Raw genomic sequence first — 14,565 nt, 5'->3', positions numbered from 1 at the left:
CTGGCCCCCCCTTAACGACGGCGCAAGAAAATCATGCTATCCCAAAGATCAGGCTCACCCCTGTCGGTTGGGCAGGCGGAATGATGGGATGAGGGGGCTGAGCTTGCGAGCGCGGGAAGCGCGCGGTGCCGGGGGCATCGCGACAGTCTGGAGCCTGGTCATCGGCGCGGGCACGATGGTCGCGGCCTGTGGCGGCGGCGGCAACGGCATCCAATCGATTCCAACCCCGATCGCCAGTCCGACCCCAACTCCGACGCCGACTCCAGCACCCACTCCCGCCCCTGCACCGACCCAGAATTACGACACGGCGGGCTATCGGGCGACGGCGGGCGCGGTCGCGATGAATGCGCTGGCCGCCTATCAGCGCGGGGCGACCGGCGCGGGTGTTGCCCTGGGCGTCATCGATTCGGGCGTGGACGATCGCACCGGCGCCTTTACCGGGCGGATTTCCAGCGCCTCCGCCGATGTCGCGGGGACGCGCGGCACCGGCGATCTGGACGGGCACGGCACCGCCGTCGCCTTCACCGCCCTGGGCGGCCGCAACGGCAACCGGGCGCAGGGCGTGGCGTTCGACGCGACGCTGGTCGCGCTGCGCGCCGACGAGCCGGGCAGTTGCGGCGGCTCCACCGAAAATGGCGGGCTGGGCGGGACGTGCAGCTTTTCCTCCGACGCCATCGCCCGAGGGCTGGACACCGCCCGCAACGCAGGCGCGCGGGTCGTCAACATCTCGCTCGGCTCCAACGATACGCCGCCCAGCGCGCTGCTCGCGGCGATCGGGCGGGCGACGGCGGCGGGCATGGTGATCGTCATCTCGGCGGGCAACGACGGCGAATCCAACCCCACGCTGATGGCACAGATCGCCAACAACAATGCGGTCGCGCGCGGACAGGTCATCATCGCCGGATCGGTGAACGCGGGCGGCTCCATCTCGACGTTCAGCAACCGGGCGGGCCAGTCGGCCGCCCATTATCTGACCGCGCTGGGCGAACGGGTGGAGGCCCCCGATGCCAAGGGCGAACGGTTCCTCTGGTCGGGCACCTCCTTTGCCGCACCGCAGATCAGCGGCGCAGTCGCCCTGCTCGCCCAGGCCTTTCCCAACCTGACCGGCGCGCAGATCGCCGACCTGCTGCTGCGCACCGCGCGCGAGGCGGGGACGAGCGGCACCGACGATGTCTATGGTCGCGGCACGCTGGACCTGACTGCCGCCTTCCGACCGGTCGGCAGCACCAGCGTGGCTGGCACCGGTGCCGCCGTCTCAATGGGGGTCAATGCGCGACTGTCTCCGGCGATGGGCGATTCGCGGGCGGAGGGGCTGACCCTGGTCGCGCTCGACGGCTATGCCCGCGCCTACCATATCGACATATCCGGCACGGTGGCGCAGGCCGCCCCCCGCCCGATGCTGGCGCCATCGCTGCTCGGCCGGATCGAGGGCACGGTCGTCAGCGACGGCACCCGTTCGATCGCGCTGACCCGTGCGATCACCTCGTCCGGCGAGGCGCGGCTGCGCGCGATCGTCCCCACCGACGCGCCCAGCGCCACCCAGCGGATCGTCGCGGGCAGCGTCACCCAGACGCTCACCCCCGACACCGCCATCGGATTCGGCTTTGCCAGCACCGGCGACGCGATGGTCTCGGGATGGACCGGCCAGTCCGGCCCCGCCTATCTGATGACCGATCCCGGCGCGGGCATGGACCGCGCGCCCCGCGCCGCCGCAGCCTTGCATCACGTCATGGGCCGGGTGGGCGTCAGCGTCGCGGCCGAGAATGGCCGCTTCGCCGCGCCGATGCCCGGCATGGCTGCGCCCGGCTATGACCAGATGACGGTGACGTTCGACCGCAGGCTGGGGCCTATCGCCGCGACCTTGGGCGTGACCCGGCTGGACGAGCAATCGACCGTGCTGGGCGGCTGGTTCGGCGGCGCGCTGGGCCAGGCACGTGGGCTCAGCTGGTTCGCCGACGGGGCCGCGCGCTGGCAGGACGATGGCGGCTGGACGCTGGGGGCTCGCTGGCGCAGCGGCTGGACCCGCGCGATCGGGGGCCTGGGCGGCGGCATGCTGGCCAGCCGCGCCTGGTCGGTCGAGGCGGGCAAGGCCGGACTGTTCGGCCACGACCGGATCGACCTGCGCCTGTCGCGGCCCTTGCGGGTCAGTGGCGGCGGGCTGGACCTGCGGCTGCCCGGTCATTGGGATTATGCCAGCGGGCAGGTCGATGGCTGGACGAGCAACCGTCTTTCGCTGGCCCCCACGGGGCAGGAAACGCTGGTCGAGCTGCGCCATGGCATCCGGCTGGGCGGGGGCGAGTGGTCGACGCATCTGTTCTGGCGGCGTGACCCCGGCAACATCGCGATGCTGCCGCCCGAGCGGGGCATGGCGGTGAAGTATGGCTTGACCTTCTGATACGCGGTCTTGGCTGGCGGGGGCGGCAGATCGTCCCCATCTTCCTCATATGACACGCTATTCCCTGCTCGATCTGGTGCCCGTCGTCGAGGGCGGCACCGTGGCCCAGGCACTGGCCAACGCCGCCGCCCTCGCCGCCCATGCCGAAGCGGTCGGCTTTCACCGTTACTGGACCGCCGAGCATCATGGCATGGCGGGCATCGCGTCCGCCGCGACCGCCGTGGTGCTGGCGCATGTCGGGCAGGCGACGAAGACGATCCGCATCGGCGCGGGCGGCATCATGCTGCCCAACCATGCGCCGCTGACCATCGCGGAGCAGTTCGGGACGCTCGATGCGCTGTTCCCCGGCCGGATCGACCTGGGGCTCGGCCGCGCACCGGGATCGGACCAGCGCGTCGCCCGCGCGTTGCGCCGGACGCTGGACAGCGATCCCAACGCCTTCCCGCGCGACGTGATGGAGCTGCAAAGCTATTTCGCCGATGACGGGCAGACCGGCATCGTGGCAACGCCCGGCGCGGGCGCGAAACCGCAGATGTGGATATTGGGGTCGAGCCTCTACGGCGCGCAGCTCGCCGCCGCACTGGGCCTTCCCTATGCCTTCGCCTCGCACTTCGCGCCCGACGCGCTGGACGATGCCCTGGCCATCTACCGTCGCGATTTCCGACCTTCGGCAATGCTCGACAAGCCCTATGCGATGGCGGGCTTCAACGTCTTTGCCGCCGATACCGACGCCGAAGCCGAATTGCTGGCCAGTTCGCAGCAACAGGCCTTCGTCGCGCTGCGCACCGGCAACCCCGGCAAGCTGCCCCCGCCCGTCCCCGGCTATCGCGAAAGCCTGGGGATGCAAGGATCGGCGATCCTCGACCATGTCCTGTCCTGCTCGGCCATTGGCTCGCCTGCGAGCGTGGAGCGGCAGCTGGCGGCCTTTGTCGAGCGGACCAAGGTGGACGAGGTGATGATCGTCAGCTCGATCTTCGACCATGCGGCACGGAAACGGTCCATCGGGATCGCGGCGCGCGCGATGGACGCGTTGGGTATGGTGGCGGCCTGAACTGTTGGGGTTCGCGCGAAGCCGCGACGATACGAAGAGAAGAGGATGGTTCGCGCGGAGGCGCGGAGGACGCGGAGGGGGTTTGGCTTCTTGAACAGAGTCCCCTCCCCTCATTCCTCCCCTGCAAGGGGAGGTGGCAGCGTGAAGCGCTGACGGAGGGGTGTCGCGCTGTCGATAGGGGACACCCCTCCACCATCCTCCGGACGGTCCCCCTCCCCTTACAGGGGAGGAATGAAATCCGTCATACCGTCAGCAAAGACATAAGACGGGGCGATTTGGCCCAGCCACTTACCCGACACCTCTGCGTCCTCAGCGCCTCTGCGCGAACACAATCCTCTTCACGCCATCGCGGCTTCGCGCGAACCGAAATCACCCCACAGCCGCCGGAAGCCGGAGCCGCACCAGCAGGCCGCCCAAATCCTCGCTTTCCTCCAGCGCCACGGTGCCGCCATAGATTTCGGCCACGTCGCGCACGATGGCGAGGCCCAGGCCCGTCCCCGGCTTGCCCGTGTCCAGCCGCACGCCGCGATCGAAGATGCGGACGCGCTGGTCTTCCGGAATACCGGTGCCGTCGTCCTCGACCAGGATTTCGACGAACCCGGCCTGTGCACCCACCGTCACGAAGACGCTGCCGCCGCCGTACTTGGCGGCGTTCTCGACCAGATTGCCGAGCATCTCGTCCAGGTCCTGGCGCTCGACATGGACGACCAGGTCCTTCGGCCCATCCACGTCGATGCGGACATGGCGATAGAGGCGGCCGAACGCGCGCTCTACCGATTGCAGGCTGGGCCAGACCTCGGCGCGGCTGTGCGCCGAACCGCGTCGTCCGACCGCGCGGGCGCGCGCCAGATGGTGGTCGACCTGGCGGCGCATCGTGCGCGCCTCGCGGATCACCGTTTCGGCCAGATCCTCGGACTGGGCGGTCGCCGCGTTCATGATGACGGTCAGCGGCGTCTTGAGCGCATGCGCCAGATTGCCCGCATGACGCCGCGCCTCCTCGGCCTGTTTCTCGTTATGCTCGATCAGCGCGTTCAGCTCCTCGACCATCGGCGCGACCTCGTTGGGCATCGCGTCGGAGATGCGATCGGCTTTTCCGGCGCGCATCGCCGCAATCTCCTCGCGCACGCGGCGCAAGGGATAGAGGCCGTAAAAGGTCTGCATCGCCGCCATCAGCAACAGGCCGACGCCCAGCAGCGCAAAGCTGCGCACCAGGATGCGGCGCAATGCGCCGATCTGTGCGTCCAGCTCAGTCGTTCGCTGCGCCACTTGGAAACGCCAGCGGACATCCGATCCGGGCAGCTTGACGTCCCGTTCGACGATACGCAGCTTTTCGTCCGGAAACTGGGTACTGTTATAGACGTGAATGTCGTCGTCGTTGCGCGCCGGGCCATAGGCGAGGCGCCGATCCCAGAGCGATCGCGACGGGAAGGGGTCATAACCCTTGCCCGAAACCTGCCAATAGACGCCGGAGCCGGGCTCCAGAAACCCCTGATCGGCTGGCTCGCGGTTGAACCAGACCTCTCCCTGCGAGTCGATCCCGGCGGACACCAGCAAGGATTTCAGCACATAGGCCTGGCGGTCGTCGAAATTTTGCGTGACGGCGGATACCAGCACCCGGTCGAGCGCGAAGCCGCCGCCTGCCAGCAGGACCAGGATCCACCCGGCGGCGATCAGGATCATGCGGCGTGACAGCGATCCCGTGCGCAAAGTCCGGCGCGGTGTATGTCCCTCCGTCACGGAAAAAGCCGGATCAGGCCGCCGAACCCGCCACAGCCCCCGCCGCCGGATCATCCAGGCTGTAGCCCAGGCCCCGGATGGTGGTGATGACATCCTGTCCCAGCTTCTTGCGGATACGCGTCACGAACACCTCGATCGTGTTCGAGTCGCGATCGAAATCCTGATCGTAGATATGCTCGATCAGCTCGGTGCGGCTGACCACCTTGCCCTTGTGATGGAGCAGATAGCTGAGCAGCTTATATTCCTGCGCGGTCAGCTTCACCGGCTCGCCCGCCCGCGTGACCTTGCCCGAACGCGTGTCGAGGCGGACGTCACCCGCCGTCAGCTCGGACGAGGCATTGCCGCTGGCCCGGCGGATCAACGCGCGCAGGCGGGCGATCAGCTCCTCGGTCTGGAACGGCTTGGCGACATAGTCGTCGGCCCCCGCATCCAGCCCCGCCACCTTGTCCGACCAGCTGTCGCGTGCGGTCAGGACGAGGACGGGCGTGGTCTTGCCCTCCTTGCGCCAGCGGTCGAGCACGGTCAGCCCGTCAATCTCGGGCAACCCTAAGTCGAGCACGATCGCGTCATAGCTTTCGGTCGAGCCCAGGAAATGCCCTTCCTCGCCGTCCGTGGCGAGGTCGATGGCATAGCCCGCGCCTTCCAGCGTGGCCTTCAACTGCTGGCCGAGATTGGGCTCGTCCTCGACGATCAGAACGCGCATCGCAAAACTCCCTGTATTTCTATGGGGCTGACCGACAAGCCGGTCATCAGCCGTCGGTTCGGCCGATGACCTTGCCGGTGCGGCCGTCCACCTCCACCCAGATCACCGTGCCATTGCGCAGGAATTTGAGCGTGTAAACCGACGCACCCGCATCATAATCGAAACCGATATATTGCGAATCGCGCATGGTCGGCACGACCCGCGCCTCGATCTCGCGCAGCGACAGATTGCCTTCCTTGCGCTGCTGATAGGCGCGCATCTGGTCGCCGCGACGTTGATCGGCGCCCATTCCCATCGGGGCCTCGATCAGCGGCGGCGAACCCATCGGTGCGGCGAGCAGAGCCAGAAGGACGGTCATCGACATGAAATTGGCATAGCGGTCAACCGTTGAACAGCCTCTGAATGGATCATGCAGCCGCGCGACAGCGCTTGGGGTGCTTGCCGGGTTCCGCATCCGCCCCTAACTGCAAGGCCATCATGGCAGCACCCGTTCTTTCCTACGAAGACCTGGGCCTTGTACAAGGTTCGGGCTGGCTCTTCCAGCATCTCGACATCCATGTCGGTCCGCGCGACCGGCTCGCGCTGATCGGGCGCAACGGGGCGGGCAAGTCGACCCTGCTGAAGCTGATGGCCGGGATCATCGATTCGGACGAAGGGCGGCGCGTGATCGTGCCGGGCACCCATGTCGTTTATCTCGAACAGGACCCCGATCTGGCCGGGTGCGCAACGCTGGGCGATTATGTCCTGTCGGGCGACGACGCGCCGGAAGCCTATGAGGCCGATGCCATCGCCGGACAGCTCGGCATCGACCTGACGCGCGAGGCATTGACCGCCAGCGGCGGCGAACGGCGGCGCGCGGCGATCGTCCGCGCGCTGGCGATGAACCCGGACGTGCTGCTGCTCGACGAGCCGACCAACCATCTCGACCTTGCCGCGATCGAATGGCTGGAGGACTGGCTGAAGCGCTTCACCGGCGCGTTCATCGTCATCAGCCACGACCGTACCTTCCTGACCCGCCTGACCAAGTCGACGCTGTGGCTCGATCGCGGCCAGATGCGGCGCAACGAGGTCGGCTTCGGCGGCTTCGATGCCTGGACCGAACAGGTCTATGCCGAGGAACAGCGCGCCGCCGAAAAGCTCGACGCCAAGCTCAAGATCGAGGAGCATTGGCTCCACCGCGGCGTGACCGCGCGGCGCAAGCGCAACCAGGGCCGTCTGGAAAAGCTGGTCCAGATGCGCGCCACCCGTGCCGCGATGATCGGGCCCCAGGGCGCCGCCAAGCTCGGCATCGCGTCGGACGATGTGAAGACCAAGGAGGTCATCAAGGCCGAGCATGTCACCAAGCGCTATGGCGACCGCACGATCATCAAGGACCTGAGCCTGAAGGTCACGCGCGGCGACCGGATCGGCATCGTCGGCTCGAACGGGGCGGGCAAGACGACGCTCCTCCGCCTGCTGACCGGCGAGATCCAGCCCGACGAGGGCAGCGTCTTCCTGGCCAAGACGCTGGACGGCGTGATCATCGACCAGCAGCGCAAGTTGATGGCCCCGGAAAAGCGCGTGCGCGAGGTGCTGGCGGACGGCGGCGACTGGATCGACGTGCGGGGCGTGCGCAAGCATATCCACGGCTATCTGAAGGAATTCCTGTTCGACCCCTCGCTGGCCGAGGCGAAGATCGGCACCCTGTCGGGCGGCGAGCGCTCGCGCCTGTTGCTGGCCCGCGAGTTCGCGCGCGAGTCCAACCTGCTGGTCCTCGACGAGCCGACCAACGACCTCGACCTGGAGACGCTGGACCTGCTGCAGGAAGTGATCGGCGATTATGAGGGCACCGTCCTGATCGTCAGCCACGATCGCGACTTTCTGGACCGCACGGTCACGGTGACGCTCGGCCTCGACGGGTCGGGCAGTGTCGATGTGGTGGCGGGCGGCTATGCCGACTGGGTCGCCAAGCGCAAGGCCGCCCCGGAAGCGAAAAAGGCCCCGGCCAAGGCCGCCCCCTCGCCCGCCGCGCCGGTGCAGGCAAAGACTAAGCTGAGCTACAAGGATCAGCGCGACTATGAACTGCTGCCCAAGCGGATCGAGGAGCTGGAGGCGGGCATCGCGCGCGACGAGGCGAAGCTTGCCGATCCCGATCTCTATGCCAAGGACCCGGCCCAGTTCGACCGCCTGATGAAGGCGATCGAAAAGGCGCGCGACGAAAAGGACGAGGCCGAGATGCGCTGGCTGGAATTGGCCGAGCAGGTCGAGGCGCTGGCAGGGTAATCGGAGCGGGGTAATCGGGGCGGGGTATCCCCCGCCCCTTCGCTTATTGCGTGATCCGTGCGGTTGCGACGGCGTTCTGGAACAGCGCGGCCATGGCCGCCGAAATATCCTGGTCGGTCGAAACCTTGGTGTAGAGACCGGGCGACGCGCACGCCTGAAGCGCCGGTTCGATCTTGTAGAGATTGGGCTTGATATAGGTTTCCGACCACGGGTCGCCGGTCAGCGATTCCGGTAGATATTCGGTGTAGAGGACGGCGATCCGGATACCTCGCGCCTTGATGGTATCGCAGGGCACGGTGTCGATCGCGATTTCCGGGAGACCTCCGCTGCGCAATTCGTCGCGCATGCCGTCGGTGACCAGGAACATCACCGCCTGCGGCGTGTCGTTGTTGATGCCGGTGCCGGGCGTGCCCATGACCTTGTTCATCTGGACCATCGCGTCACTGGTGCCGGTGTCGGTGTCGTTGTAACCCACTTCGTTCGACCGGCAGGCAGACGTCGGGCACCCGTTCCGGTCATATTTGAACGGTTCCAGATTTTGTGTCGCCGCAACGACCTTCGACATGCTGGACGTAAGCTTGCGGATCAGCTGAAACCCGCCGCGTCCCCGGAATGTCCCGACGGCGATCCGATACTTTGCTCCGGTCTTGCTGGACGTGCTGGTGGCATTTGTCGTCAGCTTCGACACGGCGGTCCCTTCGTCGTCGATGCGAAGCGTCAGGTTATAGGATTGCGCAACGTCGTAGAGATCGACCGTATTGCCCGAAGCGTTCCGGCCCTTCAGGTCATTTTCGGCGTGACAGGCGAACTGGCATTTTTTCGAATTGCTGGCCGCCACCTTGGCCAGACCCGCACTGGTCGTGGGCAGGGCCATCGAACTGGACACGTCGAGCAACATGTAGAAGTTGATGTTGGGCGCGACGGCGTTCGTTGTCTCCGACTTGCCGGAGATCGCGAGCGTTCCCAGTCCCAGGATACCCGCAAAAACGTTGTTCGACACGCCGCTATAGCTGACTGCGGCGTTCCGGCGGCCGTTGCTGTCGGTCGGGGCGGTGATGGTCACCGTGCCGACCGTGATGTCGCCCGCCGCGATCAAAGCTGCCGCCTGGGCGTCGAAAATCTTGCGGGCATAGGCCACCGCATCGCCGTCATTCATACCCATCGCGACCTTGCTGACCGCCGACAGCGCGGCGGAGTCCGCCACCGCATTCATCTTGGTCTGCGCCTTCATCGCCCGCGCATAATCGATGCCCATGCCGATCGCGAAGATCAGGACGGGCAGCGCCATGGCGAACATCATCATCACCGCACCGCGACGATGACGCAGCACGCCGCACACGAAGCGATAAAGCGAAAGGATCATGGGAGTGAGCAATCCGAACAGGCGATCTGGTCGGTGTTGCGCGGGACCATCCACAGCGTGTCGCCGAGCGTCATCGGGCCGAACTGACCGAAACTGGTGGGGGGACGATAGGGATAGTTGACCTGCGCCAGCAGGAAGGTGGCGTTGGGCGTCTTCATGGCGGCGGGAATGTCGATCGCCTGGCCGGGCGCATAGGGCGCGATCGACAAGCCTTGGCTCCAGACCACTTTGGTATTTCCGGTGGCATCGGTCGACACCTCACTCACCCGAATCTGGGAATCCCCGGCGACATAGGGCTGCATCACCTGTGAGGCCGCGACCAGATTCGACTGGATTTCGGCCTTCGTCATCTTGCCGGTCGCGTTCTGCGCGATCAGGTCGACGGCGGCGCGGGCGGTGATCGTCACCTTGCGCTTGCACGCCATCGCGTCCTGCAACTGCACCCCGCCCAGATACAGGACCAGCATCACCGGCAGGATGATCGCGAATTCGACCAGCGCGACGCCGCGCTCGTCGCCGCGCAGGGCCCGAAACACGCGCGCCGTCACAGATAGGCCTCGGTCTTCGACACCGATGTCGCGATCAGGATGGTCGGCTTGCTGCTCAGCGGCGACAGATCGGCGGCAGGTGCGATCGGCATCGGCCAGAGATAGATGAAACGCACCGTGACCAGTGAGCCCTGCGATCCCACGTCATAGGACAGGTCGGTGAACTTCCGGGCCGCCGCATCGAAGTTCAACGATCCCGTGCCGCCCGTCGGGATGGTCGCCCCCGCCGCGACGCTCTGCACATCGACGAACAGCCGCGAGCAGGACAGAAAGCTGGGCAGCGACTGGCACCCCTTGCTGCGGAACCGCTCGGCCAGCTGCGCCTTGGTCATGCCGTCGCCAAGGCCCTCGAGATCGGCGGCCTGGGTCTGGCCGGTGACGATACCGCGCGCCGCGACCTCGACCGCACTCTCCAGCGCCTCCTGCGCCAGATAGGCGAGGCTCGACTGCAGGATCGCCAGCAGCAGCGCGATGAACGGCGCGGCGACCAGCGCGAACTCGACGATCACCGCCCCCCGCCGATCGGTCCGGAGCACGGGTGGAACGTCGCCGGAATGGCGGGAGGGGAGAGAGGGTGACATGGGCGGCGGATATCCTTCCCGCCCATATTGGTCAGAACCGGTTAAACTTCGGCAAACAAACCGGCTGCGTAACGGAACCGATCGAGCCGCCCCTTCCTGCCTTAGCGTAGCGCGCGGGCGTAGAGCGCCAATGTCCAGCTCATCGCCTGAAGGAACAGCGCGGGGTCGTAACGCGGCCCCTCGTCGCGGAGAAAGGCATGCTGCCCGGCGACCTCATGCCATTCATAGGAGGCGCCGACCTCTTCCAGGCGCGCGCGGATCGTCTCGCGCCCGGCATAGGGGACATGCGGGTCCTGCCGCCCCCAGACGAACATCGTCTCGGCCTTCAGTTCGCCCATGCGTGCCAGGCTGTCGTCGCAGCGCCCCTCGCCCAGCGTGCCCGAATGGATGTCGGTGGCATAGAAGCATGCCGCCGCGCCCACGCGCGGATCGAGCGCGGCGCGATAGGCCAGATGCCCGCCCAAGCAGACGCCGAACGTGCCGAGATGCCCGTTGCACGCGGGATGCGCGGACAGCGCGGTCAGGCCTGCGGTCGCATCCGCGTCATAGGCGGCGACCGGCTTGGTGAACTTCAGGTCGTTGCCCCGGTCCGTGCCCGGCTTGTCATAGGCGAGCACGGTCCCGGCGGGTTCATATTCATGATAGACCTCGGGCACCGCGACGACATAGCCCTGCCCCGCCAGCATCGCCGCCAGCCGCCGGATCGGGGCGGTCACCTGATAGATTTCGGAAAACAGCAGGATGCCGGGAAAGCGCCCGTCGATGGCGGGGCGGAACAGGTGCATCCGCATCGTGCCGTTGCCGGGCACCTCGACATCCTGGGTCTCGTCGCTGCGTATGATCATGGCGGGCCTGTCCTGGTTGATGGCCTTGCCCATCGCATCCCGTTGAAGGCAGGGCAATCGGGTTGCGTGGACCACGGCCGTCGCTATCGTCGGCCTATGTCGGGGAGCAGGATGCGGCTGGCGCTGTTGAGCGCGGTCTGGATATTGGGACTGATCGCCTCGGGGTTGCATCCGTTCGACCGGGCGACCTGGTGGATGGAAGTCGCGCCGGTGCTGGTTGCGCTGCCTCTGCTCTGGGGATGGCGGCGGCACTTTCCGCTGACCGAGCTGGCGCTGGTCCTGATCGGAGTGCACGGGCTGATCCTGATGCTCGGTGGGGCATATAGCTATGCGCGCGTGCCGGCGGGGTTCTGGGTGCAGGCCTGGCTGCATCTGGCGCGCAACCCCTATGACCGGCTGGGCCATTTCGCGCAGGGGTTCGTGCCCGCCATCGTGTTTCGGGAATGGCTGGTCCGGCGGGGCGGGCTGGTGCGCGGCGGGATGCTGACCTTCCTCGTGATCGCGTGCTGCCTGGCGGTGAGCGCGGCGTATGAACTGATCGAGTTCGGCGCGGCAATGGCGCTGGGCCAGGGCGCGGACGAGTTTCTGGGGACGCAGGGCGATCCGTGGGACACGCAATGGGACATGCTGATGTGCCTCATCGGCGCGGTCGCGGCGGTGGTTACGCTGTCGCGGGTGCATGATCGGCAGATGGCGGGGATGGTGGAGCGGTGATTTGTTCGCGCGGAGGCGCGGAGACGCGGAGGAGTCTCGCCCAGCCGCAGGCTGCCTCCATTCACAACCAATCGACTTCGTCTTCCGATCGAGAGGGTGTGCGAAAGCGCGGCAAATCCAGACACCTCCGCGTCTCCGCGCCTCCGCGCGAACAAAAAAAGATGAAGCGCACACCGCTCTATGGTAAAGTCGGGCCGACACCAGGAGTTCTCGACATGGTCCAGCGGCACCGCTGACGCGGCACAGCTTTGCACGGCGGCACGCACCGCCCCCTGCCCCATCATTTCGAGAGATTCATGTCACGCTTGCAGAATAAGACGTGCGTCGTCACCGGCGCTGCGCGCGGGATCGGCCATGCCATCGCCCGCCGCTTTCACGAGGAAGGCGCAACCGTCATCCTGACCGATCGCGATGCCGACACCGGCGTCGAAGCGGCAGAGAGCATCGGCTGCCGCTTCGAACCGCTCGACGTTTCGGAAGAAGCCGACTGGGAGCGCCTCTCCCGGGTCGTGCCCACCGCCGATGTCGTCGTCAACAATGCCGGGATCACCGGGTTCGAGGACGGCTTCGTACCGCACGATCCCGAACATGCGTCGCTGACGGACTGGCGGGCGGTGCACCGGGTCAATCTGGACGGCACCTTCCTGGGCTGTCGCTATGCCATCGGCGCGATGAAGGCGGCGGGCACCGGCTCGATCATCAACATCTCGTCGCGCTCGGGCCTGGTCGGGATACCGGGCGCGGCGGCCTATGCCTCGTCCAAGGCGGCGATCCGCAACCACAGCAAGACGGTCGCGCTCTATTGTGCGCAGGCGGGGTGGAAAATCCGCTGCAATTCCATCCACCCCGCCGCGATCCTGACGCCGATCTGGGAGCCGATGCTGGGCGACGGCCCCGACCGCGCCGCTAGGATGGCCGCGCTCGTCGCCGATACGCCGCTCAAACGCTTCGGCGAACCGGACGAGGTGGCTGCGATCGCGGTCATGCTGGCCTCGGACGAGGCGAGCTATATCACCGGATCGGAGTTCACCATCGATGGCGGGCTGCTGGCCGGGTCGGCGGCGAGCCCAGGCTAAGCCTATGGTGTCGGGCGGTTTCGGCCGATAGGCTGGGGCCATGAATCGCAACCTCACCGAAGACCGCCCGACCTTCATCACCCATCTGGAATGCTCGCTGACCGGCGAACGCTATGAGGCGGACCAGCTTCACGGCCTGTCGCGCGCCGGACGCCCGCTGCTGGTCCGCTACGATCTGGAGGCCCTGGGCCAGGCGGTGTCGCGCGACACCATCGCCGCGCGTGAGACGGACTTGTGGCGCTGGCGCGAACTGCTGCCCGTGCGCCGCACCGGGAGCATCGTCTCGCTGGGCGAGATCGAGACGCCGCTGATCCCCATTCCCCGATCGGGCGGCGGCAATGTGCTGGTCAAGGATGAGGGGCGACTGCCGACCGGCTCGTTCAAGGCGCGCGGACTGGTCATGGCAGTGGCGATGGCGCGCGAACTGGGCGTGACCCGCATCGCGATGCCGACCAACGGCAATGCGGGCGCGGCGCTGGCCGCCTATGCCGCGCGCTGCGGGATCGAGACCGTCATCCTCTGCCCGGAGGAAACGCCGGAAGTGAATGTCCGCGAGATCGCCGCCCAGGGTGCGCGCGTCTGGCGGGTCAACGGCCAGATCGACGAGTGCGGCGCGATCGTCGGGCGCGGTGCGGCCGAGGGGCGCTGGTTCGACTTCTCGACGCTGAAGGAGCCTTACCGGATCGAGGGCAAGAAGACGATGGGGCTGGAACTCGCCGCGCAATTGGGGTGGGAGCTGCCCGATGCGATCTTCTACCCGACCGGCGGCGGCACCGGCCTGATCGGCATGTGGAAGGCGTTCGACGAGATGGAGCGGTTGGGCTGGATCGGCAGCAAACGTCCGCGCATGTATGCGGTACAGGCGAGCGGCTGCGCCCCCATCGTTCGTGCTTATGAAGCGGGCGAGGAACATGCCGAACGCTGGGAGGATGCCGCGACGGTGGCGGCGGGCATCCGCGTGCCGAAGGCGGTCGGCGACTTCCTGATCCTGCGCGCGGTCCGCGAGTCCGGCGGCGCGGCGCTGGCGGTGGGCGACCCGGCGATCCTGAAGGCGGTGGAGGATTGCGCCAAGAAGGACGGACTGCTGCTCTGTCCCGAGGGCGGCGCGACGCTGGCGGCGTACAATCAGGCGGTGCGCGACAATCTGGTCGATGAGGATGAGCGGGTCGTGCTGTTCAACTGCGCCACCGGGTTGAAATACCCGATGCCCGAAGCGGGGCAATGGCTGGACAAGAACGGGGCGATCGATCTGGCGGCGCTGTAGTCCCTTGGCCTTCGACTTCGCTCAGG

The 14,565-nt window shown here is 67.0% G+C and carries 13 protein-coding genes; 6 read left to right on the top strand and 7 right to left on the bottom strand.

Annotation, left to right across the window (positions count from 1 at the left end; all coding sequences use genetic code 11):
* Positions 1 to 103: 103 nt before the first annotated feature.
* Together ACWKSV_RS15655 and ACWKSV_RS15650 are read left to right on the top strand one after the other, a co-directional pair.
* Complete coding sequence (locus tag ACWKSV_RS15655; protein ID WP_261340775.1) at positions 104 to 2,395, top strand: S8 family peptidase; 2,292 nt, start codon at positions 104 to 106, stop codon at positions 2,393 to 2,395.
* A gap of 49 nt (positions 2,396 to 2,444) precedes the next feature.
* Positions 2,445 to 3,446 carry an LLM class flavin-dependent oxidoreductase gene (locus ACWKSV_RS15650; RefSeq protein ID WP_076714844.1) on the top strand — a complete coding sequence of 334 codons (1,002 nt, stop codon included), beginning with the start codon at positions 2,445 to 2,447 and terminating at the stop codon, positions 3,444 to 3,446.
* Between the two features lie 369 nt (positions 3,447 to 3,815).
* Here ACWKSV_RS15650 and ACWKSV_RS15645 read toward each other — a convergent pair whose 3' ends face one another.
* From ACWKSV_RS15645 to ACWKSV_RS15635, 3 genes are all read right to left on the bottom strand, one after another.
* Positions 3,816 to 5,126, bottom strand: a complete 1,311-nt coding sequence (locus tag ACWKSV_RS15645; RefSeq protein ID WP_483666926.1) for a sensor histidine kinase — start codon at positions 5,124 to 5,126, stop codon at positions 3,816 to 3,818.
* Positions 5,127 to 5,196: 70 nt separating this feature from the next.
* Positions 5,197 to 5,886 (bottom strand): response regulator transcription factor, encoded by a 690-nt coding sequence (locus ACWKSV_RS15640; protein WP_056430910.1) that lies wholly within the window; start codon positions 5,884 to 5,886, stop codon positions 5,197 to 5,199.
* 46 nt (positions 5,887 to 5,932) lie between these two features.
* On the bottom strand, positions 5,933 to 6,244 hold the full coding sequence (locus ACWKSV_RS15635; RefSeq protein ID WP_076717881.1) for a PepSY domain-containing protein: 312 nt from the start codon (positions 6,242 to 6,244) through the stop codon (positions 5,933 to 5,935).
* Positions 6,245 to 6,363: 119 nt separating this feature from the next.
* Between ACWKSV_RS15635 and ACWKSV_RS15630 the strand changes: the two genes are divergently transcribed.
* Positions 6,364 to 8,148 carry an ABC-F family ATP-binding cassette domain-containing protein gene (locus ACWKSV_RS15630; RefSeq protein WP_076714840.1) on the top strand — a complete coding sequence of 595 codons (1,785 nt, stop codon included), beginning with the start codon at positions 6,364 to 6,366 and terminating at the stop codon, positions 8,146 to 8,148.
* 43 nt (positions 8,149 to 8,191) lie between these two features.
* Here ACWKSV_RS15630 and ACWKSV_RS15625 read toward each other — a convergent pair whose 3' ends face one another.
* The 4 genes from ACWKSV_RS15625 to ACWKSV_RS15610 all read right to left on the bottom strand — a co-directional run bounded on the left by ACWKSV_RS15625 (position 8,192) and on the right by ACWKSV_RS15610 (position 11,485).
* A complete protein-coding gene (locus tag ACWKSV_RS15625; RefSeq protein ID WP_076714838.1) occupies positions 8,192 to 9,511 on the bottom strand; it encodes a TadE/TadG family type IV pilus assembly protein in 1,320 nt (439 codons plus the stop codon).
* Complete coding sequence (locus tag ACWKSV_RS15620; RefSeq protein ID WP_237243521.1) at positions 9,508 to 10,047, bottom strand: TadE/TadG family type IV pilus assembly protein; 540 nt, start codon at positions 10,045 to 10,047, stop codon at positions 9,508 to 9,510. Before ACWKSV_RS15620 ends, ACWKSV_RS15625 begins: the two co-directional genes overlap by 4 nt.
* Before the next feature lie 8 nt (positions 10,048 to 10,055).
* On the bottom strand, positions 10,056 to 10,595 hold the full coding sequence (locus tag ACWKSV_RS15615; protein WP_237243520.1) for a TadE/TadG family type IV pilus assembly protein: 540 nt from the start codon (positions 10,593 to 10,595) through the stop codon (positions 10,056 to 10,058).
* A 146-nt stretch (positions 10,596 to 10,741) separates the two neighbouring features.
* Positions 10,742 to 11,485: a dienelactone hydrolase family protein gene (locus ACWKSV_RS15610; protein ID WP_076717879.1), complete on the bottom strand. Its 744-nt coding sequence runs from the start codon at positions 11,483 to 11,485 to the stop codon at positions 10,742 to 10,744.
* A gap of 111 nt (positions 11,486 to 11,596) precedes the next feature.
* On the opposite strand from ACWKSV_RS15610, the gene ACWKSV_RS15605 reads away from it, so the two are divergent.
* The 3 genes from ACWKSV_RS15605 (at position 11,597) to ACWKSV_RS15595 (ending at position 14,539) form a co-directional block, all read left to right on the top strand.
* Positions 11,597 to 12,199: a DUF2238 domain-containing protein gene (locus ACWKSV_RS15605; protein ID WP_237243519.1), complete on the top strand. Its 603-nt coding sequence runs from the start codon at positions 11,597 to 11,599 to the stop codon at positions 12,197 to 12,199.
* Between the two features lie 296 nt (positions 12,200 to 12,495).
* Entirely contained in the window at positions 12,496 to 13,275 is a 780-nt protein-coding gene (locus ACWKSV_RS15600; protein ID WP_076714830.1) for an SDR family oxidoreductase, read from the top strand.
* Positions 13,276 to 13,315: 40 nt separating this feature from the next.
* The gene (locus ACWKSV_RS15595; protein WP_076714828.1) at positions 13,316 to 14,539 is read left to right on the top strand and encodes a threonine synthase; all 1,224 of its coding nucleotides are present in this window, start codon (positions 13,316 to 13,318) and stop codon (positions 14,537 to 14,539) included.
* The last annotated feature ends 26 nt before the right edge of the window (positions 14,540 to 14,565 follow it).

The sequence above is a fragment of the Sphingomonas sp. SphC10 genome (genome assembly GCF_057004845.1).
This window is presented reverse-complemented; position numbering and strand designations above follow the sequence as displayed.

Coding starts and splice junctions, on each gene's coding strand:
- ACWKSV_RS15650 (WP_076714844.1), top strand. CDS start 2,445: ATGACACGCTATTCCCTGCTCGATCTGGTGCCCGTCGTCGAGGGCGGC.
- ACWKSV_RS15645 (WP_483666926.1), bottom strand. CDS start 5,126: ATGATCCTGATCGCCGCCGGGTGGATCCTGGTCCTGCTGGCAGGCGGC.
- ACWKSV_RS15640 (WP_056430910.1), bottom strand. CDS start 5,886: ATGCGCGTTCTGATCGTCGAGGACGAGCCCAATCTCGGCCAGCAGTTG.
- ACWKSV_RS15635 (WP_076717881.1), bottom strand. CDS start 6,244: ATGACCGTCCTTCTGGCTCTGCTCGCCGCACCGATGGGTTCGCCGCCG.
- ACWKSV_RS15630 (WP_076714840.1), top strand. CDS start 6,364: ATGGCAGCACCCGTTCTTTCCTACGAAGACCTGGGCCTTGTACAAGGT.
- ACWKSV_RS15625 (WP_076714838.1), bottom strand. CDS start 9,511: ATGATCCTTTCGCTTTATCGCTTCGTGTGCGGCGTGCTGCGTCATCGT.
- ACWKSV_RS15610 (WP_076717879.1), bottom strand. CDS start 11,485: ATGATCATACGCAGCGACGAGACCCAGGATGTCGAGGTGCCCGGCAAC.
- ACWKSV_RS15605 (WP_237243519.1), top strand. CDS start 11,597: ATGCGGCTGGCGCTGTTGAGCGCGGTCTGGATATTGGGACTGATCGCC.
- ACWKSV_RS15600 (WP_076714830.1), top strand. CDS start 12,496: ATGTCACGCTTGCAGAATAAGACGTGCGTCGTCACCGGCGCTGCGCGC.
- ACWKSV_RS15595 (WP_076714828.1), top strand. CDS start 13,316: ATGAATCGCAACCTCACCGAAGACCGCCCGACCTTCATCACCCATCTG.